The following is a 23,850-nucleotide window of genomic DNA, read 5'->3' on the forward strand; positions in this document are numbered from 1 at the left end:
AACCTACCGACGGGTGCGTGGCCGCGCCACCCCTTTGCTGCGCCCTTGCAGGCTTTCACGCCAGAAAATGAAAAGCCCGGCGCCGATAATCAGCGACATACCCAACCACGAAAGCGGCTCGGGCCACTCCCCGAAAATCACGACACCAAAGAAGATGGCAATTGGCATGGCGGTGTATTCCAGCGGAGCGATGACGCTGGCCTCGGCCAGTCGATAGGCTTGCGAGATAAAGAAACCGCCCAATGCACTGGTGATCCCGAGAAGAAATAGAATACCCCAATCGCGGGGTTCAGCTGGCCAGGCCCAACCGCGTAGAAGGAAGTCAAACATCGGATCACCTTGGCCAACATATTGACCGTGACCAAGAGACAGGCCGACTAACCCGCTGACAACAATAAAAGTTATCTGGATATAGACAGACATGGTTGCCGCACTTTCAGTGCCACCGATCTTGCGAGTCAGGATGTGTAGAAACGCATAGGCAAAGGCTGCGATCATCGGCAGAAAGAGCGCAATGCGAAAGTCCTCGGTGCCGGGGCGAACCATGATGAGCACGCCGATCAGCCCCGCAAAAACAGCCATCCAACGACGCGGCCCAACCTGTTCCCTCAGGATCAGCACCGACAGCGCCGTGATGATCAACGGAGAGATAAAGAATACCGCGACCGCATCAGCAAGCGGTAGGACCGAGAGCCCAAGGAAGAAGGTAATGTTGGCAAAAACCACGCAAAATCCGCGGATTAGATGCATGCCCAACCGCTGAGTCCGCAAGACTTTAAAGCCTCCGTCCAAGGGCACGATCACGACCATCAGCAACACAAGTGCAACAATGGACCGGATCAGTACGATCTGATGCAGTGCATATCCCGAAGACAGGAACTTGATCGACGAGTCGTTTAGCGAAAAAAAGAACGTCGCAACAAGCGCGGAAATGGCGCCGAGCATGCCGGGTGACAGGGTGGATTTAGAGAACATGTGCACAGTTGAAAACAACCGCGATCCTAGGTCTGGCCCGTTCACGACAACAGCGTCGCAAAGGGTGTCCGGGCGGTGTTTTTTACCGGTGGTACCACATTCAGATCGGGGATGGTGCGCTTTGTACATAATAATTCGCGACCAAAGCCCGTCAGACCGCGCGTCAGATCAGGCCGATTTGGCGACTCGAAGTTCGCGCTCCAGCGCGTCGAGAAACCGCGACCGGTCGGACTTGGAAAACGCCTTCCCACCGCCTTGACGAAACGGATCGGCAGAGCGCAGATCGGCCATCAGATCACGGGTCGCCAGAACGTTGCCGATGTTGGCCGCCGTTAAGGCCTCACCGTTGTGTTTGAGAACGCGCGCTCCGGCTTCGACACATTTGGCGGCAAGAGGGATATCTCCGGTGATGACGACATCCCCGGTCCCAGCCCTATCGGCGATCCACATGTCCGCCACATCCGGCCCTTCGGGCACGATTACATTCTCAACCAAAGGATTGGCCGACGGGCGCAAGCCGCCGTTGCTGACGATGAACATCTGCGCCTTGTGGCGGGTGCCAACACGCTCGACCTCGGCCTTGACCGGGCATGCGTCGGCATCAACAAAAATCCGGGGCATGTGTCAGTCCGCGTAAAGCGCCTCGGCATGGAAACTCACGTGATCTTCCATGAAGGTTGAGACAAAGAAATAGCTGTGATCGTATCCCGGTTGCATGCGGTGGATCATGTGCTGGCGTCGCGTGGCGGCCGCGCCTGCCAATGCCTCTGGGCGCAGCAGGTCGATAAACTGGTCGTCGGCGCCCTGATCCACGAGAACAGGCCCATTAAAGCCCTTTTCAATCATCAAAAGCGAGGCGTCGTGCGTCGCCCATTGGCCGGAGTCGTCACCCAGGTAGGCCTGAAGCTGTTTGCGGCCCCAATCCGCGCCCGTCGGGTTACAGATCGGCGCAAAGGCTGACACAGACCGGAAACGTCCGGGCAGTGACATCGCCAGAGTTAATGCTCCGTGGCCGCCCATTGAGTGACCGGTAATGGCCTGACGGGACATATCGAGCGCAAAGTTTTCCTGTAGCATAGAGGGCAGGTCTTCGGCGATGTAATCCCACATCTGGAAGTGTGGCGCCCAAGGTTTTTGCGTGGCGTTCACATAGAACCCCGCGCCCTGGCCAAGGTCATAGGCGTCGTCATCGGCAACACCATCGCCGCGTGGACTGGTGTCGGGGAACACCAAAGCAATGCCTTGCTCGGCAGCCCAGGCTTGCGCGCCGGCTTTGACCATTGCGTTTTCATGGGTGCAGGTCAGGCCAGACAGATACCACAAGACCGGAACCGGGCCATCACGGGCCTCTTCCGGCATGAACAGACCAAATGTCATTTCACAACGGCAGGTTTGCGATTGGTGCGAATACACCCCTTGCACGCCGCCAAAGGCCTTGTTCTCAGAAATGGTTTCCATCGCGCCCTCCAGTATTGCACTCAACATGGCTAACGCAGGCGCGGGGGGCGGGACAAGGAAAACCGCGTTCTTGGCGCGATTAAAGCGCTGTGACCCAGGCAATCACGGCTGGAACGGTCGCGACGCTTATGGTTGTTGAAAACAAGATCGACGCCGAAACCCTATGGGGTGCCACCCCATAGTGTTGCGCCAGAATATACACATTTCCCGCAACGGGCAGCGCAGCTGCAGCAACGATCACACCGGCAGAATAGGGGTCGACAGGAAACAAGTAGATCGCCGCGATCGCCACAAAGAGGGGATGTAAACCAAGTTTGCAAAAGGACAACCACAGCGCTACGGAAATGCGCTCGGCAGATTTGGACGCCAGTGAGGCGCCAATGGCGAACAGGGCTCCAGGTGTGGCTGCGCCGCCCAGAATGGCCAGAAATTCGTTAGTTGGGGCGGGAATGGGAATTTCCAGAGCCGACCAGATCAGACCGCTTGAGATCGCAACAATCATCGGATTTTTGAGCAAACCCAAACCCAATGTCTTAAAGATGCCAAGGCTCATCCGGCCCTCGCGGGCGCCAGTTATCAGAATGACGATCAGGCTGGAAAACACGATCAGGTCAACCGCCAGAACCAACATGACTGGCCCGATGGCCTGTTCCCCCATCAAAAGGGCCAGCATCGGAACGCCCAGAAAGCCGGTGTTGCCAATCGCGCCACACTGGGCCTCGACTGCGACCGTGGGCACATCCAGTCCGCGCAGATACCCGACCACTGAGGCAACCCCATAGGCCGCAGCCGTACCCCAAAGATAGGCCCAGACAAGCGGCCAATCCAAAACCTCTGCCAAAGACAAGTTGGCTGAAAACCGGAACAGCATCGCCGAAAGCGCAAAATAGAAGACGAATTTGGTCAGATAGGCGGTGGCTTCTTCAGTGAAAAACCGCGTACGGCCAGCCCAATAGCCAACGCCAATCAGCGCAAAAAAGGGCAGGGTTTTGAGGAAGATCGCCAGCATGAGACTCTGTTAGCAGCTTGAACGCGGGTCGCCTAGTGGCTCTACCCGCTGCCGATCAGAACACCAGCGGCAAAGACCAGCGCGCCCCCCAGAACAACCTGGAAGGCCGCGCGGAAAAACGGCGTCTGCATAAAGCGGTTCTGGATCCACGCAATGGCCCAAAGCTCGATAAACACCACCAGTATGGCAACAGTCGTCGCTGTCCAGAAATCGGCGATCAGATAGGGCAATGCATGCCCCAGACCCCCAACCGTGGTCATGATGCCTGAGGCAAAACCACGTTTGATCGGCGAGCCACGTCCAGACAGTTCGCCATCGTCCGACGCAGCCTCGGTAAAGCCCATCGAGATGCCCGCCCCGACCGAGGCCGCAAGTCCGACAAGAAACGTGGTCCAGGTGTCCTGCGTGGCAAATGCCGTGGCAAAGATCGGTGCAAGGGTGGACACGGAGCCATCCATCAGCCCGGCAAGACCAGGTTGAACCCAGGTCAGGATAAACTGACGCTTGGACATGTCATCTTCTGAGGCGCGCGTGTCATCATCCAGATGTGTTTGCTCGAGCGAATGCGCCGCCGTCTGGTGACCCGCTTCGGCCGCGGCCAGATCACCCAGCAGCTTGCGGGTTGCGCTATCTTGCGACCTTGCGGCGGCGGCGATGTAGAAACGTTCGGCATCCCGTTCCATGGCCGCAGCCTCGGTTCGGATGCGCTCGATCCCGAGGTTCTGGATTAGCCAGATCGGGCGACGGGCGTAGAACCCGGCCACGTGCTCGCGGCGGATCAGGGGGATGGTTGGCCCAAACCGCGATTCATGCAGAGCAATCAGGCGCGCGCGATGGTCATCTTCTTCCACGGCCATGCCATCAAATACGCTGGCGGTTGCCGGAAATTCGTCGCGCAGACTGGCCGCGTAACTACGATAGATGCGGGCATCATCCTCTTCCGAGGATATTGCCAGCGCGATCACCTCTTGCTCGGACAAGTCGCGAAACTGGCGGCGTTGGGAAAAGAAACGCATGGGAGCCTCTTATTAGAATGATTCTAAATTATCACGTCACGCCGCCACCGCAAGCACCTTGTCTTGTGAAAACTAAACTGAACGGTTTATATTCGAGTTTCAATACAGTTGAGGCGCGGATGAACACGCAACGACCAGCCATTCGCAAAGGGCGAAAATACGATCAGGTGCTTGATGGCGCCCGCGAAGTCTTTTTGCGGGATGGGTTCGAAGGTGCCAGCGTCGACGACATTGCACGGGCTTCGGGCGTGTCCAAGGCTACGCTTTACAGCTATTTCCCTGACAAGCGCGGGATGTTCATGGAGATGGCTCGCATGCAATGCGAACGCCACGCCGACAGCATGTTGCAAGAGATCGATCAGGAAGCCCCTGTAGAGCGCGTGCTTGAAATGGTGGCACATGGGGTTCTGAAGTTGATCCTGTCCGAGTTCGGTTTGAAGATGTTCCGCATCTGCGTAGCCGAGGCTGACCGGTTTCCAGAACTGGGCCAGCATTTTTACGAAGCTGGCCCGGCCATGGGGCGACGACATCTCGCCGAGTTTCTGGGCTGCGCTTGTGTGCGGGGCGAGCTTGAGATCGAGGATCCACAAATGGCCGCCGCCCAGTTCCAGGAACTGGTTAAGTCGGACGTCTATATGCGGTCAGTGTTCTGTGTGGATACTGAGTTTTCCAAGAAAGAGATCGATCTGGTCGTTGCCGAAGCCGTGGCGACCTTTATGGCCCGTTACGGCAAAAGCTGATGCAACGGATGAGTGGCGGATGTCTCTGCGGCAAGGTGCGGTTTGAAGCCAAAGGCACGCCGGATCGCGTGGGGATTTGCCACTGCAAGAACTGCCGCAAGCATCACGGTGCGGTGTTTTATGCCGCCGCGATTTATCCTCGCGAGGCCGTCACGGTAACCGGTGAAACTGCGAGCTATGAAGGGCGGCACTTCTGCCCCACCTGCGGGTCGTCGGTCTTTGCGGTGAGTGGCGATGAGGTGGAACTGCACCTGGGTGCCTTGGATGATGCAGACCAATTTCAACCGGACTATGAGCTTTGGATACGGCGGCGCGAGCGTTGGCTGCCAACGTTTGACGACGTAGAGTCTTTTGAGGCAGACCGAGACTGAGAGATCCTCTAGACTAGCCTTCTGCCGGCGTCACAGCCCGCTGGTAGAGATGCCATGTGGTGTGACCGAGGATCGGCAGGGTGAACACCAAACCCAAAAACGCAGGCACCATTGACAGCAGTACGGTGACCGAGATGATCGCCGCCCAGCCCAACATGACCACAGGGTTCTCTTTGACCACCTGAATGGAAGTCAGCATGGCTGAGACGAAATTGGTCTCGCGATCCAGCAACATGGGCATGGCGACAACGGTCACCGCGAACAGCACCGCCGACAGGATTGCGCCCGCGCAGGTGCCAATCGCAAGAAAGGTCCAACCCTGAGGTGTATAGAGCACGGCGTTCAGAAACCCGTTGAAATCCGAGAATGAGGCGTTCTGAAGTGTGATCACCAGCCACAAGCGAATCTGATACATCCACACCCAGAATATGAACAGCGTGACAAAGGCCATCCAGCCCATCTCGCGTTTGCGTTGATCTGCCATGACGGTGAGAATGTCAGGCCAGCCAAAGGGCTCGTCCTTTTGCATCCGGCGGGACATTTCATAAAGCCCGGCGGCGGCAAATGGTGCCACCAGCGGAAAACCGACAACGGCAGGGATGATCATCCAGATCTTGCCCAGCCAGACCAGGCCCCAGACCAAAAGAATGCCAAACACCGCATAGAACAGTCCGAAAAAGCCGCTCATCACCGGGCGGGCAAGAAAGTCGGAAAACCCGGCCTTCAGGGACGCACTGATATCCGCCGCCGTGACCGTGTTAATCTCGGGCATGGCAGGCGGTTGGGGTGTCAAATTGTCCGGTGATGCGGAACCTTGGCTGTTGGGTGTCATGGCGTACTCCTCCCGGAGCATGACGCCCTGCTGGCCGCTTGGCTTGCGGATCCAACAGTGAAACGGACATCCCTGCCCCATGCACAAGTGTGCCTTAGCCGCGGCATTGGGGCAAGGGGAGAGGTGGATAGCCCAATACGGCAGGTCAGGCGCGCTGCTGGCGCCTGTTGCAGTTTAGAGAAAGGTGCCTTGGCTGATCAGAAACTGTCCATGCAAATGCGGGCGCGATCAATGGCGTTTTTCGGGGTTTTAAGGCTCACCGTGACGGTGTTGGGCGTGTCCTGAAAGGCGACGAACTCTCGAGCTTCTTCGAGATCGGCGATGAATCGTGGGTTGCTAACGACGATATAGGCGCCACTGAACCCGCCGGACAGTGACTGTGACACGGTGGTTGCATTGCCGACATAAAGGTTGCCGTTCAAAACAATGGTGACTTCGCGCTCGCCCTCGGGAAACTCAACATCCTTCAGGAAAGCACCGAGATACCCGGCATCCTGCGCCTTGGTCAAACCGGCCTGCACGGCACTGGTCTCACCGCGCCACTCAATAAAGCAAGACTGTCTCGTGGTATTCTTGAAAACCGTCCAGTACTTGGCGCTCCAATATGTTTCCACGGTATCGCCTGTGGTCGGCAGGATGCTTTCATCAGCGGCATAAGTCACTGAGGCCGCGCAGATCATGGCGGCAGCGGCAGCGCCGGAAAGAAGTGTTCGAACGGGTTTCAGACTAATCATAGGATATGCTTCCTCTGTCGATACGTTGCGGGCCAGCGCTTGAAACGGCGCCTGGGTGCGGGGTTTGGCTACAACGGTAAGGGATGATCCGCGTTTGGTCTATCGCGGTGTTGCAGGCGGCTACGCAACCTCTTCCTGAGTGGCCTTCCCTGCCCGATTGATATCGGTGGTCGGGAAAAACTCGACCCAGACATGCCAGAAGAGACCGGCACGCAAGCTTTCGACACGGGTTAGTTGCCCTTGGTCGCTGTTGCCCCAGAAGTCGCAGGTTGCCACAGGTTTGCCGCTGTCATTGTACCAGACCCCGAGGCTTTCGAACTTGGGATCGTAGCTGACCACCACGTCGCGGCCGCCGACGGTGGCATTCACAAGATTGTCGTTCTCGATCACGAAATCATCGGTCCAGCAGACAGCGTCATTGCCCACAGTCACACCCCAGACATAGGTCTTGTTGGGCAGGCGGTCGTCAGAGTGAGTCATATTGTCCATCACCGGCGCGGCCTCGTGGTGCTGACGTTCGATCCCCCAGCCAAAGACGATGCCCATCACCATGTCAAACAGCCGCAAGGCGATGTTCTTGGGCGGCATATTGATGAAGACTTCGCCCTCTGGATAGGCCTTTTGGAAAGCGCGGAAGGACATGCGGAAAGTGGGCCATGGCTTCATGGCGAGTGCGGGGCGCAGGGGACAGGTCACACCCTCGGCAGAGGAGTCAGCGTCCTTGTCCTTGAAGCCATAGATGTGCTGGATGGCCTCGCCGGTATTGTTGTCGCGCAGAATCAGGTTGTTGCCGTGTTGGGCAAGCACTTCGAGGTTCAGTTTTTGACCGTCGATAGAGGGTGTATAGCCGACACCAAGGTTCGCCATCGCGCAGTAGGTCATGATGACATCTTCGCCGCCAAGACCCTGTTCGTTGCCGGCAAGGTGCGGGCGCATCATCTGTGCATCAGAATGGGCGCGGGCGTGGCCGTTGTTCACCACCACCATGACGCTGGCCGAAGGGTTGATGTAATCACGGGCGACGTCGATGGGGTAATACTGTGCCTTGTCTTTCTGGTTGCGCAGGCCGACGTGCACCCACACCCAGGTGAAGGCAAAAAAGAACACCGTTAGCACAAGGGCAACCCAGAATAGCCAACCGACCCCACCCCCCAGCACGTACCCAACGATCATGGCAAGTGTCGCAGAAAGCCCGGTGCCCACAAGTTTGTACTCATGTTTCATAAACCGAACTGTGCTCTCGCGTTTGGTCTTGATGACCATTTGCGAGATGTCTCCTAGGTCGCGGAAATAGACAAGTCCGATGCTGAAGGACACCAAGAGACCAGCGTAAAACAGGAGATTGCCGAGCATAGGGTGGGCCTTTCAATTGCGATGTTCAAATGGTCCGGGTTGGGCAGGCCTATAATGGCAGAGCGTCTGTGAGGCGCAATGGGTTTCAGGCAGATCCGCGTTACCCCGGTCCTAACAAGTATATGGGGTCCGAACAGCGTGTCGACATGTGATGTCGGGTCAGAAAGGGCTATGACGTCGACAGACTTGGCCCTTCAGCGCATGCATGATCAAGGGCGGCGGTCCGGGCCTTTGCAATGTGCGAAAGGCTGAAGGCCTCGGTCACTCCGCACGTTAATAGAGGCGTTGAGCGCTGTCAGTCGCTGACGGCTGAAACTGCCGTTTTTCAGCAGCGCCACGGACTTCGGCTATGACACTTCAATTTGATTTGGGCGAGGATTGATCCTGATCAACGCGACCCGAGATTTCCCCGGAATAATTGCAAGTGGCAGGTTGTGTTGAACACAAAGCCGTCTGCATGGAAGGGAAAACACCCTTCCGGAAATCCGCCAGTGTGGGTTTGAAAGACCTTATTCGTATAGCGCGACAGAGACATATTTAGGAGCCGCCCCATGACACTAAAGATCCGAAATGCGACGCTGGACGATGCACCCTTGCTTGTGCGCGTCGTTGACATGGCAAGTGACGGAGTGGTGCCCACGCTCTGGGCTGAGATGGCCACTCCGGACATGGACGGCATCGACGTGGGGCATGCAATGGTAACCGCAGAGGACGGTGAATTCAGCTATCGGAATGGGTTCATCGCCGAACGCGGTGGCGTAGCTTTGGGTGGGCTGATCGGCTACGTGCTTCCGACCACTCCGCAGCCCGTCGCGCCTGACGTTCCCGAAGCATTTGTCTGTGTCGAGGAACTCGCTCAGCTCGTTCCGGGTCATTGGTACATCAATTTCATGGCCTCAATACCTGAAGGACGAAGGCAAGGTGTGGGCGCTGCCCTGCTGAACAAAGCTGAGGAGCAGGCACGAGAAGGTTCTTGCCCAGGTCTCGCGCTGATCGTTGCCGCCACCAACGAGAAGGCCATAAGCGTTTATCAGCGGGCTGGTTACGCCGAGCGCGCACGGCGACCGTTCGACCTGTCTGACTTTGGCGAGGCGCCGACAGAAGCCGTGCTGATGGTGAAGGACCTCGATTAACTCTTTAATCGCAGTGGCGTTTGGGCTTCGGTAAGCACGGCAGGACACTGCAATCAGACCCCGAGGTACTTGTCCGTCACTTCAGGCGTCAGGTCACCAAAATCGCCATGCCAGACCGAAACACCCTTTTCGACGATCACCGCAGTGTCAGCGACAGTACCGAGTTCTTTCAGCGACTTGTCGATCACCAGAATGGCCATGCCGGTTTCCGCCTTGAGCCTGGCAATGGCGGCCCAGATTTCCTGACGCACCACCGGGGCGAGGCCCTCGGTGGCTTCGTCAAGGATCAACAAGCGTGGGTTGGTCATCAGGGCGCGGCCAACGGCGAGCATCTGCTGTTCACCACCCGAAAGCGACGCAGCCAGCTGGTCGCGGCGCTCTTCGAGGCGTGGGAACAGGCGTGCAACGGCGGCAAAGTCCCACTCACCCGGGCGCGAGGCAGCGATGAGGTTTTCGTGCACGGTGAGATTTGAAAAGCAGCGGCGCCCTTCCGGCACCAAGCCAATGCCGGATTTTGCGGCCTGAAAGGATTTGAGCCGGGCCATGTCACGACCATCAAACATGATAGACCCACCCCGGTTTTTTAACATCCGGCAGATCACCTTGACGGTCGTGGATTTGCCCATGCCGTTGCGGCCCATGAGCGCCAGTACTTGCCCTTCTTCCAGTGAGAGATGCACGTCGAACAGCGCTTGCGAGGGGCCGTAAAAGGCGGAGATATGCGAGAGTTTCAAGAGACTCATGCGGCGTCCTCCTCGCCCAGATAGGCGGTGCGTACGATGGGGTTTCCACGAATGTCGTCGACGCTGCCGGTCGCGATGATCTCGCCGTAGACCAACACGCTGACACGGTCGGCCAGCGCAAAGACCGCGTCCATATCGTGTTCCACCAATAGGATCGGGGCCCGGTGGCGCAAGCCGTCAAGGAAATCGGTCAGACGTTCGGTCCCTTCTGCGCCAAGGCCAGCCATAGGCTCATCCATCAGGAACGCCTTAGGTTCCAGCGTGAGCGCCACGGCGACCTCAAGCTGGCGGCGTTGGCCGTGGCTGAGTTCCGAGGTGCGGAAGGCGTGGAAATCCTCAAGACCCACCTGTTCCAGCGCGGTGTGGGCCTGTTGCAGTAGCTCTTTGTCTCTCATTACCGGTTTGAAGAACCGAAAGACATCACCGCGACGGCCCAGCGCACCGAGGACAACGTTTTGCAGAACAGTGAACTCCATCGCCAGAGACGAAATCTGAAAGGTGCGCCCCATCCCAAGCTGCGCGCGGGCTGCGGTGCTGAGGCGGGTTACGTCCTGCCCCGCGAAATGTACCGTGCCGCTGTCGGGGGTGAGACCGCCTGCGACCTGCTTGATAAGGGTCGATTTACCTGCCCCATTGGGACCAATCAGGGCATGAATCTCACCAGGCCTCAAGTTGAGCGTGATGTTGTCGCTGGCTTTCAGCGCCCCGAAGCTTTTCGAGATACCGCACACATCAAGGATTGCGTCAGTCATGCGCCACCTCCCGTCCCGCGATAAACCCAAAAAGTCCGCCGCGGGCAAACAGAACCACCCCCAGCAGGATTGCGCCGAGATAGATGTGCCAGAACTCTGAAAGACCGCCGAGTTGGTGTTCCAGCAGGATGAACAGCGCCGCACCTGCAACCGGGCCAAAAACCCGCCCCACCCCGCCCAGAATCACAAAAATCATGATCTCACCCGAGGTCTGCCAAGAGAACATCGTAGGGCTGACAAAGCGGTTGAGGTCGGCGAACAGCGCACCGGCAAGACCGGTGATGGCGCCGGAGATGACGTATGCCGTGAGATAGAGGCGGTAGGGTCCCTGCCCTATGGCCTGAATGCGGTCTTCGTTCTGACGCGCGGCGCTGAGGGCCAGACCAAAGGGTGAATGGGCGGCGCGGTAGACGAAGAACAGCACCAACAGAAGGATCACGTAGCAGATCGCGTAGAACTGGATCGGGTCCATCGTGTTGAGACCGGGAAAGTCATTGCGGATGTAGATCGACAGCCCATCTTCGCCACCATAGGTCGGCCATGAGATGGTGAAGAAAAAGAACATCTGCGCAAAGGCCAGCGTGATCATAATGAAGTAGACACCGGAAGTTCTGAGCGACAGTGCGCCAAGGGCCACCGCAACAATGGCCGAGGTGATGATGGCGACCAGCCAGATCACCGGCATAGATTTGGTACCCTCGATAACAAAGGGCCATTCCATAAGCGGCGTGTAGGTCTGAGCATGATAGGCGAGGATGCCCATGGCATATCCGCCAATGCCGAAGAACGCGGCATGTCCAAAGCTGACGAGGCCTCCGAAGCCCAAAGCAAAGTTGAGGCCCACGCCCGCAATCGCGAAAATCACGGCGCGGGTGGTGAGAGTGATGATAAAGGGCTCGTCTGCGGACTGCGCCCAGAGCGGGATCGCCAAAAGGATCAGCAGAAGGGCGGCGTTGAGGATGGTTTCGCGTTTCATGTCAGTGTCCTCCGCCAAACAGACCGGATGGTTTGAACAACAGAACTCCGGCCATCAAGATGTAGATCAACATGGACGAGAGCGACGAGCCGACAGATGTGGCCGCCGAAGCATCCATGAAGAGGCCGAAAAATTGCGGCAAGAGCAAGCGGCCGAGCGTGTCGGTGAGGCCAACGAGTATTGCGCCCACAAGCGCGCCCTTGATCGAGCCGATCCCGCCGATCACGATCACCACAAAGGCTAGGATCAGAACCGGTTCACCCATGCCGACCTGCACCGACTGGATGGCTCCGATCAGGGCGCCGGCAAAGCCCGCCAGCGCCGCACCGAGGGCAAAGACCAACGTGTAAAGTCGGGAAATGTTGACGCCCAGTGCTCCGATCATCTCGCGGTCATTCTCACCGGCGCGGATCTGGATGCCGATGCGTGTACGGGCAATCATCCAGAAGAGACCCCCCGCCACGGCAAGGCCGATAAGGATGATGGTCAGACGGTAAAGGGAATACTCGATGCCAAAGGGCAGCATGACGGTACCGGAAAGCCATGCGGGTTTGTCGAGGAACAATGGAAACGAGCCAAAGACCCAGCGGGTGCCTTCGGAAAAGATCAGGATCAGGGCAAAGGTTGCAAGCACCTGATCAAGGTGGTCGCGATCATAAAGCCGCCGGATCACCGTCATTTCGACGATCACACCCGCGATAGCCGCCGCAATCAGGCTGCCGATCAAGGCGAGGATGAACGAGCCAGTGGCCGCCGCCACAGCCGCCGCTGCAAAGGCGCCGATCATGTAGAGCGAGCCATGGGCGAGATTGATCAGGCCCATCACGCCAAAGATCAGAGTCAGACCTGCGGCCATAAGGAAGAGCATGACGCCGAATTGAAGACCGTTCAGCGTCTGCTCGATCAGCAGAATTGTAGACATGATTTCCCACCGTTCCCGTTACACCCGCCCCGGCAAATACCGGGACGAGTTCGGGGTTTGGTTACATCTTGCAGTCAGCCGCGTAAGCGTCTGAGTGATTTTTTAGACCAATGCCTACGATCTTGTTGGTGAAGACATCACCCTCTTGGATGACCTCACGCACATAGATCGTCTGAACGGGATGGTGGTTGGGACCGAATTTAAAGTCGCCGCGCACCGAGTCGAACTTGGCGGCTTCCAATGCGGCACGGAAGGCGTCCTGATCGTTGACGTCTGCCGCATCCATGGCGGACATCAGAAGGTTCGCTGTGTCAAAACCCTGGCTGGCATAGAGCGACGGCAGGCGGCCATATTCAGCCTGGAAATCCGCAACAAAAGCTTTGTTGGCGGCATTGCCGAGGTCCTTGGACCATTGCGAGGTGTTTTTCACACCCAGTGCAGCCGCGCCAACGGCTTGCAAGATGCCCTGATCAAAGCTGAAGGCCGGGCCCACAACGGGCAGGTCCACGCCGCTGTCGGCATATTGCTTGAGGAAAGAAATCCCCATGCCACCCGGCAGGAAGAAGAACACGCTGTCCGCATCAGATGCACGGATCTGTGCGATCTCGGCGGCGTAATCGGTCTGACCCAGCTTGGTATAAACTTCACCCGCCAGTTCACCTTTGAAGAAGCGTTTAAATCCGGTTAGTGCGTCTTTGCCCGCGGGATAGTTCGGCGCAAGAATGAACGCTTTTTTGTGTCCCGCATCAGAGGCATAGCCGCCCGCTGCTTCGTGCAGGTTGTCGTTCTGCCACGCAACATTGAAGTAGTTTTTGTGACAACCTTTGCCCGCAAGCGGCGATGGGCCGGCATTGGGCGAGAGATAGAATTTGCCCTGCGCGGTTGCAGCCGGAACAACAGCCATTGCGAGGTTCGACCAGATGATGCCGGTCAACACGTCGACCTTTTCGGACTGGATCATCTTGTCGGCCAGTTGCACGGCGATATCCGGTTTGCGCTGATCGTCTTCGATCACGACTTCCAGATCGCTACGACCCGCTTGCTTCACAGCCAGCATAAAGCCATCGCGAACGTCGATGCCAAGGCCTGCACCACCGCCGGAAAGCGTGGTAATCATGCCAACTTTGACGCCTTCGGCCTGGGCAGCAGCAACTGCCAGACCCATTGAGGCGGCCAGAATAAGTGATTTGAGTTTCATTGGTATCCTCCCGTTGAACCAACTTTTCTTAATTTATGGATAATCGATACATGTTTTTGCGCTCTTGTGCAGAGGTTTGTGGTGTATCTCAAATCCGTTTCTATCCAGCGTGATCCTGACTCTCCCCAGCCATTGGCGGATCATGCGGATGTTTCGTGATCGTCTCCTTCGATTTTCCAGATGATGTCGCGCAGAGCGTCGAGGTCGCTTTCGTCGAGTCCTGCAAAGAGCTTGTTGATTTCGGTTGCATGGGCCTCGGCCTGAGCTTCGAACTCGGTGCGGCCAGCGGTGGTCAGTGTGACCAGAACGGCGCGCCGGTCGGTCTCGGACTGGACCCGTTTGGCCAACCCATCCTTCTCGAGCCGATCCACCACGGCGGTCGCGTTGCCGTTGGATACCAGAAGCGCGCGACTAAGGTCGCTCATCTTCATCGGGCCATCGTGACGGTGCAGTGCGGCCATCACGTCAAAGCGCGGCAGGGTGGTGTCGTGGTTGACACGGAGGAACTCGCGCAGGTGATTTTCGGTGCCGCGCGTCAGGCGCAAGAGCCGCAGCCAGACACGAAGACGGCGGCGGGTCAGATCGGCGTCGCTCATACCTCACCTCCGGCGATGGGAATGGCCTGACCGTTGATACCTTCGGAGCCTGGCGCGCAGAGCCAGAGGGCGGCGGCGGTGACTTCAGAAGGTTGGATCAGGCGTTTTTGGGGGTTCGTTGCGGCGAGCGCAGCAATGGCGTCGTCGCGGGACTTACCGGTTTTTTCCATGATATTTGTCACGGAGCGGTCGGTCATCTCGGTATCAAGAAAACCGGGGCAGAGGGCGTTCACGGTCACGTCGCTGCGCGCCACTTCGAGCGCGAGCGACTTCACCATACCAACCACACCATGTTTGGCCGCCGCATAAGGCGCGACATAGGCGTAGCCCTTTAAGGCTGCGGTCGAGGCCACAGCTATCAGGCGGCCCCATGCGGGCATCTGGTTGAGGCCCTCTCGCAGGGTCAAAAACGTGCCAGTGAGGTTGACCGCCAGCATGGCGCTCCAGTCCGCCAGCGAGGTGCGGTTGAAGGGCGCACTGGTCGAAGCCCCGGCATTGGCGATCACGATGTCGTAGGGGCCGGTGGCGAACATGTTTGACACGCTCGTCTCATCCGTGATGTCGGCTACAACCCAAGCGCACCCGGCCTGATCCGCAACCCGCAACAGCGGTTCTTCGCGGCGACCCGCGATGGTTACATCGGCCCCGCCAGCGGCAAAGGTGCGGGCCATCTCGGCCCCCAATCCCGACCCGCCGCCGGTGATCAACACGCTTTTGCTGTTTAGGCTCATACCCGGATAACTTCCTGTGCTTTCTCGGCCAAACGCCGCGCCTGATCCCGGCCTGCCTCGTATGGCAGGGGCCAGGTGGCCTGCATGTCGCCCAATTCGACCGCAGCATGCAAGGTCCAGTAAGGATCGGCAAGATGCGGACGGCCAATTGCCACGAGATCCGCACGGCCGGCCATCAGGATCGAGTTGATGTGATCGGTTTCATAGATATTGCCAACCGCCATCGTCGCGATGCCAGTCTCGTTCTTGATCTGGTCCGAGAAGGGCGTTTGGAACATGCGACCATAGACCGGATCTGCGTCGATGGACGTCTGCCCGGCAGAGACGTCGATGATGTCGGCGCCTGCGTCGCTGAATGCCTTGGCGATCTGCACCGCCTCTTCCGGAGTGACGCCATCCTCACCCACCCAGTCGTTGGCCGAGATCCGCACCGACATGGGTTTCTCGGCAGGCCAGACCGCGCGCATGGCATTGAAAACCTCGAGCGGGTAACGCAGGCGGTTTTCCAGGGAGCCGCCATACTCGTCCTCCCGCGTGTTGGATTTCGGCGAGATGAATGACGAGATCAGATAGCCGTGGGCGGCATGCAGTTCGATCATGTCGAACCCGGCGCGGTTGGCCATTTCGGCTGAGGCCACGAATTGCGCGATCACTTCGTCCATATCGGCGCGGGTCATCGGGCGCGGTGTGGCGTTGTTGGGCGACCAAGGAATGTCACTGGCTGAAATTAGATCCCAATTACCTTCTTTCAAAGGCGCATCCATGACCTCCCAACCCAACTGGGTCGAGCCTTTGCGACCCGAATGACCGATCTGGCAGCAAATCTTGGCTTGTGTTTCCGCGTGCACAAAATTGGTCAGCCGTTTCCAGCCCGCCTCGTGCTCGGGCGCATAAAGGCCGGGGCAACCGGGGGTGATGCGGCCCGTCGGCGACACACAGGTCATCTCGGTATAGACCAGCCCTGCCCCGCCTTTGGCGCGCTCGGCGTAGTGGGAGAAATGCCAGTCTCCGGGGACGCCATCAGTGGACTTATACTGCGCCATGGGCGAGACCACGACGCGGTTGGTCAGGGTCATCTCGCGCAGCTTATAGGGTGCAAACATCGGGGCGCGGCCCGGTTCGCCACCGGCTTGCGCCTGAAACCAATCTTCGGCACTGCCCAGCCATTCAGAATCGCGCAGACGCAGGTTTTCATGGCTGATCCTTTGCGAGCGGGTCAGAAGGGAATAGTTGAACTGGACAGGATCCATGTCGAGGTAGCGTTCCACGCGCTCAAACCACTCAAGGCTATTTCGCGCGGCGGATTGCAGGCGCAGCACCTCAAGGCGGCGCTCTTCCTGATAACGTTCAAAAGCCTGCGTCATCGTGGGTTCAGAATGAAGGAACTCGGCAAGCGCAATGGCGCTGTCAAAGGCCAGCCGCGAGCCGGAACCGATGGAAAAATGCCCCGTGGCTGCTGCATCGCCCATCAGCACGACGTTCTCATGGTGCCAGGTTTCACAAATCACCCGCGGGAAGTTCATCCACACTGCCGACCCACGCAGGTGCGCCGCGTTCGAGATCAGCTCATGCCCATCAAGGTACTTCTCAAAGACCTTGCGGCAGGTCTCGACCGTTTCCTCTTTGGACATGTCCTCAAAACCCCAGTTGTCCCAAGTGTCCTGCTGACATTCGACGATGAAGGTCGCGGTTTGATCGTCGAATTGATAAACGTGCGCCCACATCCACCCGTGCGATGTTTTCTCAAAAATAAAGGTGAACGCGTCGTCGAACTTCTGATGCGTGCCAAGCCAGATGAACTTGCATTCGCGCATATCGATGTCTGGGCGGAAGGTGTCTTCGTATTCCGCACGCACAGCCGAGTTGATGCCATCACACCCCACAACGATGTCATAGTCCTTACGATATTCCTCTGCGGTTTTGAACACCGTCTCAAAGCGCATATCGACACCCAACTCGCGGGCGCGTTGTTGCAGCAGGATCAGCATCGCCTTGCGGCCAATTCCTGCAAAGCCATGACCGCCCGATACAGTGCGCGTACCGTTGTGCTCCACCGCAATGTCGTCCCAATAGGCAAAGTTGCTGCGGATCGCCTCGGTGCTTTGCGGATCGTTCTCTTGCATCTGCTCCAGTGCGTCATCTGACAAAACGACACCCCAGCCGAACGTATCATTGGCGCGGTTCCGTTCGAGCACAACAACCTCGTGGTCCGGATCGCGGAGCTTCATCGAGATGGCAAAATAGAGACCCGCCGGGCCGCCCCCTAGACACATGACCTTCAAGATACATCCTCCGTATTTCGGGTCGATCGCGCAGTTTTTCGCGACTCAGGCTAGGCGGAAATGAAATTTGCTTCAAGTTTAAAATTTCAAGTTTGAAGTAAATATGCAAAATCATTGACCGGAATTTCGCTATTCGCCACGCTCGGACAAGGCAAACAATGGGAGCACAACAATGGACCAGTCGCTGGGGTTTGACGCCACCACATCAAGTGACTTCTTCTTTGATGAAGATCATCACATACTGCGTACCCAAGTACGGCGTTTCGTGCAGAATGAAATCAAACCATACGGAGACGTATGGGAACATGACGGCGCAACGCCTCGCGAATTGCTGCGCAGCATGGGAGCGCTGGGATTCTTCGGAATCCGCTATCCCGAGTCCTTTGGCGGCGCAGAAATGGATGTACGTGCCACAGTGGTTCTGGCCGAAGAACTTGGCCGAAGCACCTATGCCGGGGTGGCGATCACGGCGCTGGTCCATACTGATATGGCCTCGGTGCATATCTTCAACGCAGGCACGGATGCGCAGAAAGAGCGATTCATGCCGGGGGTAATTTCTGGTGAGACCATCACCGCAGTCGGCATCACCGAACCCGGCGCTGGGTCGGACGTCAAAGGCATCCGGACAACAGCGCGAAAAGTTCCGAATGGCTGGATGCTAAATGGCGCTAAGGCATTTATAACAAACGGTGTTTTAGCTGATGTGTATTGTGTCGCCGCCAAAACAGATAGCGCGGGACCAGCCAGTCAGGGTGTGACGATGTTCATCCTTGAGAAGGGCATCGAAGGGTTCATGGTCACACGGGAACTGGACAAACATGGCTGGCGCAGCTCAGACACGGCAGAGCTGAGTTTCGTCGATGTGGTCGTGCCCGAAGACAACGTGCTGGGTGCCGAGGGGCGCGGGTTCTACGAGATCATGAAGAATTTTCAGAACGAGCGGCTGGTGCTGGCGGCCATGGCAATGGGTGAAGCGCAGGCGGCCCTCGAGCATACGGTAACGTACGCTAAGGGTCGCCAGGCTTTTGGCGCCCCGCTTTGGGACAAACAGGTTATCCGCCAGCGGCTCGCTGGCTTGGCCACGCGCGTCGAGGCAGCGCGTCAAATGACATACGCCACAGCCTCCCGAATGGCGCGTGGCGAAGATCTGGTGCGTGAGGTGTCGATGCTGAAAGCCCTATGCGGAGAATTGGTGAATGAGGTCATGTACGATTGCCTGCAATTCCACGGAGGCACCGGCTTTATGACCGGTACGGTTATCGAGCGCATGGCGCGGGATGCGCGTGTGCAGGCCATCGGCGGTGGTGCCACCGAGGTCATGCTGGATGAGGTGGCAAAACGGATGTGAGCTTAGAGATGCTCCTCAAACGCAGCGACCACCGCCCGATAGACGTCCCGCTTGAAGGGTACGATCTTGTCGACCAGCTGATCCACCGGCAACCACCGCCATTCGGAAAACTCAGCATGATCGGTCTGGATATTTACGTCTGAATCCACACCGTTAAAGCGCAACAGATACCATTTCTGCTCTTGCCCTTTGTAGCGCCCTTTCCAGATGCGCGGCACCAGATCATGCGGCAGGTCATAGGGCAGCCAGTCCTCGGTTTCCGCCTCAATGGTTACCAGATCAGCCACAACGCCGGTCTCTTCCCACAATTCACGCAAAGCGGCATCACGCGGGTCTTCCCCCTTGTCCACGCCACCCTGTGGCATTTGCCAGGCATCCGTGGGGTTGTCGATGCGCTGCCCAACAAAAACGCCACCGTTGGCATTCACCAACATCACACCAACACAAGGGCGATAGGGCAGTTTGGCAATCTCTTCGGGGGTCATCTCAAATCCTTGTCACACAGAGGCCCCCAACTCCTAGCGCCCTGAGACTGTGGGTGCAAACCCCAAACCTGCTTCGTATTGCCAGAAATACTCTGGGGCGAATGGGTCGCCGGTCCAGAGAGGCAAGGCCCGTCAATTGCAAAAGGGCGCCCCGCAGGACGCCCTCGCTACATGTGATCTGGATTTGGTTACTCTGTCGGGCCCAGCGCCGAAAGACCTTTCAGAATATCAATGGCATAAGCCAGTTGATAATCATCTTCACGCAATTGGGCTGCGGCTTCGGCCTTGGCGCGATCCTCTTCGATCTGACGGATCTCATCCTCGCTCAGGCTGTCATTGTTAAGGCTGCCGCGCAGGTCTGCTTCGGTACGCACGCGACGCTGTTCTTCTTGCTCTTCTTCCTCAGCAGGTTGGCGGCGCGGTTGTTCGACAACGATGTCGGGGCTGACACCCAGCGCCTGAATTGAACGGCCAGAGGGCGTGTAGTAACGCGCGGTTGTCAGGCGCATCGCCGCACTTCCGCGCAACGGCATCACGGTCTGAACCGAACCCTTCCCGAAACTCTTTGTGCCAACAACTATTGCACGGCGATGGTCCTGAAGTGCACCGGCGACAATCTCGGACGCCGAGGCCGAGCCGCCATTGATCAGGACAACGATGGGTTTGCCATCCGCCAGATCTCCGACCGTCGCATTGAAGCGGTCGCCATCTTCCGGGTTACGGCCACGTGTCGAGACAATTTCACCCTTCTCAAGGAAGGCATCTGAGACGCGGATCGCTTGTGTCAAAAGCCCACCGGGGTTGTTGCGCAGGTCCAGAACAATGCCGTTCACGTTCTCCATGCCACCCAGTTCTTCAACCTGCTTTTTCAGGCCAGCTTCTAGGTTGGGCATCGTCTGATCGTTAAAGGTGGTCACACGCAGGATCACGGTGTCGCCCTGGGTCCGGGTTCGCACTGCGGTCAGCTTGATCGTGTCGCGGATGATCGACACATCAAAGGGGTCAGGTTCACCCTCACGTCCAACGGTAATGACAATTTCGGACCCCACTGGCCCGCGCATCATTTCAACCGCCTGATCAAGCGTCAGGCCGAGCACGCTTTCGCCGTCAACATGTGTGATAAAATCACCGGCTTCGATGCCGGCTGCATCTGCCGGGGTGCCGTCAATCGGCGAGACCACTTTGACAAAACCGTCTTCCTGGGTGACTTCAATCCCGAGCCCCCCAAATTCACCGCGCGTCTGGACACGCATGTCTTCAGCATCATCTGGCGAAAGATAAGACGAGTGCGGATCCAAAGAGGTCAGCATACCATTGATCGCAGCTTCGATCAGATCGCCTTCGTCCACTTCTTCAACATACTGAGCACGAATGCGTTCGAAAATGTCCCCGAACAGGTCCAGCTGCTCATAAACATTGGACGTTCGCGCAGATTCCTGCGCCAACAAGGGGCCTGCGATCTGCGTCGCCGCCAGCACACCGGCCAAGGTTCCGCCTAATGCGGCCGCCACAAATTTCTTCATCGATTATCCATCCTTGTCTGTGCGGAACCAGATTTCCGGGTCAACCGCATCTTCGCCTTGTCTGACCTCTATATAGAGCGTTTCTGTGCGTGTGTTTCCAGTGCCATCACCGCTAGTTGATAGAATTGAGCCAATTTCCGGGTCTTCTCCGCCCATCAACCCCACTGGAGAGCCTTCTGGGATCACTTCACCTGTCGCACCGAACACCACATCAAGCCCGGCGAACACGAACATCAACCCGGCCTGGGGTTCCAGAATCACGACATTTCCATAGTCCAGAAGTGGTCCGCGATAGCGGATCGTGGCGGCCGTTGGGGACACCACCAACGCATTCGGACGCGCCGCAAGCACGAGACCGGGGCGTTGGATGCCCGCGGCGTCAGCCTCACCCGCATGTCGCAACACCCGAGATTCGACTGGCAAAGTCAGATCACCCATCCGATATGTGATGTCGACCGGGGCAGCTGCAGGGTCGTCGGTGTCTTCCTGAATATCGTTGAGCCCGCTGGCAAATCCCTCGAGCGTTTCTGTCGAGGCTATCAACAAAGCGGTTTTGACAGGGTCATCGGCAAATCGTTGTGGCAATCCGGTTCGGTCAGAAATCGCCTGAGACAATTCGGTTCGCGCGGTTTGCACGCCACTTAGACCATCTTGCAAACGTTCAACGGCGCTCTGTTGTAGGTCACGCAGAATGGCCACTTCTTCCAGATCATGCCGCAGACGCTCCGCACGGGTTTCCAAGGCGGGCGTGACATCTGCCAAAATCATACCGCTTCGCGCAGTTCCTGTTGGCCCAGCGGGATGCAACAACATCACAGGCGCGGGGCCTTGACCCATACTTTGCAACACCCCAAGCAGGCTAGCGATCTCGTCTTCTTGCGCCTTCAGTTCACGTCCGATTTGGGCTTCACGAATTGCAGCGCGACGTAGACCTTCGCGCAAGGCTGCCAGACCTGCTTCAAAGCCCTGAACCGTCTCAGTTAGTGCCGCGACGCGATCGCGCGCGCCGTCGGCGTCTTGCAGCGACAACGATGCCTGCTCCAACTGCTCGGCGGCTGCCCGCGCGGCCTCGGCCGGACTGGTTTCGGCGCGGGCCAATCCCGCGGCACAAACCATCAGCGTCAGCAGAGCAATCCATTTCATGCGCTTATCAGGCTCTTTCCGGTCATTTCGGCGGGTTGTTCCAACCCCATCAGTTCCAGCAACGACGGCGCAAGGTCGGCCAGGCGTCCCGAATTGAGAGAGGCGCCCGAGGGCCCATTCACAAGGATAACCGGCACCAGGTTGGTCGTATGGGCCGTATGCGGCCCGCCGGTCACAGGGTCGACCATCACTTCGCAATTGCCGTGATCTGCGGTCACAATCATCGTGCCACCCGCCTTGGTCAAGGCTTCATGCACGGCGGCCAACCCCTGATCAACGGCCTCGCACGCGCGCATTGCGGCATCAAGGTCCCCGGTGTGGCCCACCATGTCGGGGTTGGCATAGTTGGTGACGATGAGGTCATAGCCCTCTTCAATGGCGGCCACGAACTGTTCTGTGACTTCACCTGCCGACATTTCGGGTTGGAGGTCATAGGTTGCAACTTTGGGCGAAGCCGCCATGTACCGATCTTCGCCCTGCTCAGGTGCTTCCTTGCCGCCGTTTAGGAAAAAGGTCACATGCGGATATTTTTCGGTCTCGGCAAGGTGGAATTGACGCAAGCCCTGCTTGGCCACCCATTCACCCAGCGTGTTGACGATTTCCTGCTTGGGATAGCAGGTGGTCATATAGGTGTTGTGATCGTCCGAATAGTCGACCATGCCCAAAAGCACCGCCCAGTTTGGACGCAGCCCTGTATCGAAGGCGTCAAAGCCTGGCTTCCCGATGGCCGCCAGAATTTCCCGCGCACGGTCAGCGCGGAAGTTGAGGCAAAAGAATCCATCGCCATCCTTGGCCCCGGCATAGTCGCCAATTACGGTTGGGGTGATGAATTCGTCGCTTTCAGACCTGTTGTACGCATTTGACACGGCCGAATGCACATCGTCAGAGTGATTGCCCTCTGCCTTGATCCAAGCATTGTAGGCCTCTGAGACGCGTTCCCAACGGTTGTCGCGATCCATCGGGAAATAGCGACCTGAGAGGGTGGCAATCCGGACACTCTGGGGCAAGTGCTCAGCAAGGGTTTCGAGGTAGGTAAACGCAGATTTCGGGGCCACATCCCGACCATCCGTAATGGCATGCAATACGACCGGCACACCGGCATCAGCTACCGCTTTGGCGGCAGCCAAAATGTGGGTGATGTGGCCATGAACACCGCCGTCCGAGATCATACCCATCAAATGCGCGGTGCCACCGGTATCCTGCAGTTTTGCGATGAAGGCCCTAAGGGCAGCGTTTTCAAAGAATGACCCATCTTCGATGGCAAGGTCGATTTGACCAAGGTCCATCGCAACCACGCGACCCGCACCGATGTTCGTGTGCCCGACTTCGGAGTTGCCCATTTGCCCAGACGGCAGGCCGACATCCGGCCCGTGCGTGATCAGCGTCGCGTTGGGGCATGTGGCCATCATCTTGTCAAAGGCAGGTGTTTCGGCCAGCGCAGGCGCATTTGCCTCAGTCGTTTCGCTGATGCCCCAGCCATCGAGGATGCAAAGCACAACTGGTTTCGGCGCGGTCATGAGAAGTGGCTCC

General features: G+C 57.9%; 24 protein-coding genes. 4 read left to right on the forward strand and 20 right to left on the reverse strand.

The genetic code is table 11. The features are described 5' to 3' along the window. Window positions 1-3: 3 nt before the first annotated feature. The 5 genes from Q0932_RS16165 to mbfA form a co-directional block, all read right to left on the reverse strand. The gene (locus Q0932_RS16165; RefSeq protein ID WP_366141423.1) at window positions 4-993 is read right to left on the reverse strand and encodes a DMT family transporter; all 990 of its coding nucleotides are present in this window, start codon (window positions 991-993) and stop codon (window positions 4-6) included. Window positions 994-1,143: 150 nt separating this feature from the next. Beyond that, window positions 1,144-1,596, reverse strand: coding sequence for a YaiI/YqxD family protein (locus tag Q0932_RS16170; RefSeq protein ID WP_299355455.1), 453 nt, complete (start codon window positions 1,594-1,596; stop codon window positions 1,144-1,146). A 3-nt stretch (window positions 1,597-1,599) separates the two neighbouring features. After that, the gene (fghA, locus tag Q0932_RS16175; protein WP_299355458.1) at window positions 1,600-2,433 is read right to left on the reverse strand and encodes an S-formylglutathione hydrolase; all 834 of its coding nucleotides are present in this window, start codon (window positions 2,431-2,433) and stop codon (window positions 1,600-1,602) included. Window positions 2,434-2,512: 79 nt separating this feature from the next. Next, a complete protein-coding gene (locus Q0932_RS16180; RefSeq protein ID WP_299355461.1) occupies window positions 2,513-3,442 on the reverse strand; it encodes an AEC family transporter in 930 nt (309 codons plus the stop codon). A 41-nt stretch (window positions 3,443-3,483) separates the two neighbouring features. Continuing rightward, window positions 3,484-4,458 (reverse strand): iron exporter MbfA, encoded by a 975-nt coding sequence (mbfA, locus tag Q0932_RS16185; RefSeq protein ID WP_299355464.1) that lies wholly within the window; start codon window positions 4,456-4,458, stop codon window positions 3,484-3,486. Window positions 4,459-4,577: 119 nt separating this feature from the next. Here mbfA and Q0932_RS16190 point away from each other — a divergent pair, with 119 nt between their 5' ends. Next, entirely contained in the window at window positions 4,578-5,198 is a 621-nt protein-coding gene (locus Q0932_RS16190; RefSeq protein WP_299355466.1) for a TetR/AcrR family transcriptional regulator, read from the forward strand. Then, the gene (locus Q0932_RS16195; RefSeq protein WP_299355469.1) at window positions 5,198-5,569 is read left to right on the forward strand and encodes a GFA family protein; all 372 of its coding nucleotides are present in this window, start codon (window positions 5,198-5,200) and stop codon (window positions 5,567-5,569) included. The genes Q0932_RS16190 and Q0932_RS16195 overlap by 1 nt, the downstream gene beginning before the upstream one ends. Before the next feature lie 13 nt (window positions 5,570-5,582). On the opposite strand, the gene Q0932_RS16200 is transcribed toward Q0932_RS16195, so the two are convergent. The 3 genes from Q0932_RS16200 to Q0932_RS16210 all read right to left on the reverse strand — a co-directional run bounded on the left by Q0932_RS16200 (window position 5,583) and on the right by Q0932_RS16210 (window position 8,488). Continuing rightward, the gene (locus tag Q0932_RS16200; RefSeq protein ID WP_299355472.1) at window positions 5,583-6,401 is read right to left on the reverse strand and encodes a DUF2189 domain-containing protein; all 819 of its coding nucleotides are present in this window, start codon (window positions 6,399-6,401) and stop codon (window positions 5,583-5,585) included. Window positions 6,402-6,598: 197 nt separating this feature from the next. Beyond that, entirely contained in the window at window positions 6,599-7,135 is a 537-nt protein-coding gene (locus Q0932_RS16205) for a hypothetical protein (RefSeq protein ID WP_299355475.1), read from the reverse strand. A gap of 120 nt (window positions 7,136-7,255) precedes the next feature. Continuing rightward, a complete protein-coding gene (locus Q0932_RS16210; protein WP_299355478.1) occupies window positions 7,256-8,488 on the reverse strand; it encodes a DUF3179 domain-containing (seleno)protein in 1,233 nt (410 codons plus the stop codon). A gap of 551 nt (window positions 8,489-9,039) precedes the next feature. On the opposite strand from Q0932_RS16210, the gene Q0932_RS16215 reads away from it, so the two are divergent. Then, a complete protein-coding gene (locus tag Q0932_RS16215) occupies window positions 9,040-9,621 on the forward strand; it encodes a GNAT family N-acetyltransferase (RefSeq protein ID WP_299355481.1) in 582 nt (193 codons plus the stop codon). 53 nt (window positions 9,622-9,674) lie between these two features. Here the strand turns inward: Q0932_RS16215 and Q0932_RS16220 are convergent, their stop codons facing one another. The 8 genes from Q0932_RS16220 to Q0932_RS16255 form a co-directional block, all read right to left on the reverse strand. Beyond that, a complete protein-coding gene (locus Q0932_RS16220) occupies window positions 9,675-10,364 on the reverse strand; it encodes an ABC transporter ATP-binding protein (protein WP_299355484.1) in 690 nt (229 codons plus the stop codon). After that, the gene (locus tag Q0932_RS16225) at window positions 10,361-11,116 is read right to left on the reverse strand and encodes an ABC transporter ATP-binding protein (protein WP_299355487.1); all 756 of its coding nucleotides are present in this window, start codon (window positions 11,114-11,116) and stop codon (window positions 10,361-10,363) included. Before Q0932_RS16225 ends, Q0932_RS16220 begins: the two co-directional genes overlap by 4 nt. Continuing rightward, window positions 11,109-12,092 (reverse strand): branched-chain amino acid ABC transporter permease, encoded by a 984-nt coding sequence (locus Q0932_RS16230; protein ID WP_299355490.1) that lies wholly within the window; start codon window positions 12,090-12,092, stop codon window positions 11,109-11,111. Before Q0932_RS16230 ends, Q0932_RS16225 begins: the two co-directional genes overlap by 8 nt. 1 nt (window position 12,093) lies before the next feature. Continuing rightward, window positions 12,094-13,014: a branched-chain amino acid ABC transporter permease gene (locus tag Q0932_RS16235; RefSeq protein WP_299355493.1), complete on the reverse strand. Its 921-nt coding sequence runs from the start codon at window positions 13,012-13,014 to the stop codon at window positions 12,094-12,096. Window positions 13,015-13,075: 61 nt separating this feature from the next. Further along, the gene (locus tag Q0932_RS16240) at window positions 13,076-14,212 is read right to left on the reverse strand and encodes an ABC transporter substrate-binding protein (RefSeq protein ID WP_299355496.1); all 1,137 of its coding nucleotides are present in this window, start codon (window positions 14,210-14,212) and stop codon (window positions 13,076-13,078) included. A 140-nt stretch (window positions 14,213-14,352) separates the two neighbouring features. Then, entirely contained in the window at window positions 14,353-14,808 is a 456-nt protein-coding gene (locus Q0932_RS16245) for a MarR family transcriptional regulator (RefSeq protein ID WP_299355500.1), read from the reverse strand. Further along, window positions 14,805-15,539 carry an SDR family NAD(P)-dependent oxidoreductase gene (locus Q0932_RS16250; protein ID WP_299355503.1) on the reverse strand — a complete coding sequence of 245 codons (735 nt, stop codon included), beginning with the start codon at window positions 15,537-15,539 and terminating at the stop codon, window positions 14,805-14,807. Before Q0932_RS16250 ends, Q0932_RS16245 begins: the two co-directional genes overlap by 4 nt. Continuing rightward, window positions 15,536-17,821, reverse strand: a complete 2,286-nt coding sequence (locus Q0932_RS16255) for a bifunctional salicylyl-CoA 5-hydroxylase/oxidoreductase (protein ID WP_299355506.1) — start codon at window positions 17,819-17,821, stop codon at window positions 15,536-15,538. The genes Q0932_RS16250 and Q0932_RS16255 overlap by 4 nt, the downstream gene beginning before the upstream one ends. A gap of 172 nt (window positions 17,822-17,993) precedes the next feature. On the opposite strand from Q0932_RS16255, the gene Q0932_RS16260 reads away from it, so the two are divergent. Next, window positions 17,994-19,169, forward strand: coding sequence for an acyl-CoA dehydrogenase family protein (locus Q0932_RS16260; RefSeq protein ID WP_299355509.1), 1,176 nt, complete (start codon window positions 17,994-17,996; stop codon window positions 19,167-19,169). A 2-nt stretch (window positions 19,170-19,171) separates the two neighbouring features. Here the strand turns inward: Q0932_RS16260 and Q0932_RS16265 are convergent, their stop codons facing one another. The 4 genes from Q0932_RS16265 to gpmI all read right to left on the reverse strand — a co-directional run bounded on the left by Q0932_RS16265 (window position 19,172) and on the right by gpmI (window position 23,837). Then, window positions 19,172-19,654, reverse strand: coding sequence for an RNA pyrophosphohydrolase (locus Q0932_RS16265; RefSeq protein WP_299355512.1), 483 nt, complete (start codon window positions 19,652-19,654; stop codon window positions 19,172-19,174). Between the two features lie 188 nt (window positions 19,655-19,842). After that, window positions 19,843-21,177, reverse strand: coding sequence for a S41 family peptidase (locus Q0932_RS16270; RefSeq protein WP_299355515.1), 1,335 nt, complete (start codon window positions 21,175-21,177; stop codon window positions 19,843-19,845). A gap of 3 nt (window positions 21,178-21,180) precedes the next feature. Further along, the gene (locus Q0932_RS16275; protein WP_299355517.1) at window positions 21,181-22,320 is read right to left on the reverse strand and encodes a peptidoglycan DD-metalloendopeptidase family protein; all 1,140 of its coding nucleotides are present in this window, start codon (window positions 22,318-22,320) and stop codon (window positions 21,181-21,183) included. Further along, window positions 22,317-23,837, reverse strand: coding sequence for a 2,3-bisphosphoglycerate-independent phosphoglycerate mutase (gpmI, locus tag Q0932_RS16280; protein ID WP_299355520.1), 1,521 nt, complete (start codon window positions 23,835-23,837; stop codon window positions 22,317-22,319). The genes Q0932_RS16275 and gpmI overlap by 4 nt, the downstream gene beginning before the upstream one ends. Window positions 23,838-23,850: the final 13 nt, after the last annotated feature.

It is taken from the genome of uncultured Shimia sp. (assembly GCF_947498095.1).
In the GTDB taxonomy this organism is placed as follows: Bacteria; Pseudomonadota; Alphaproteobacteria; order Rhodobacterales; family Rhodobacteraceae; genus Shimia.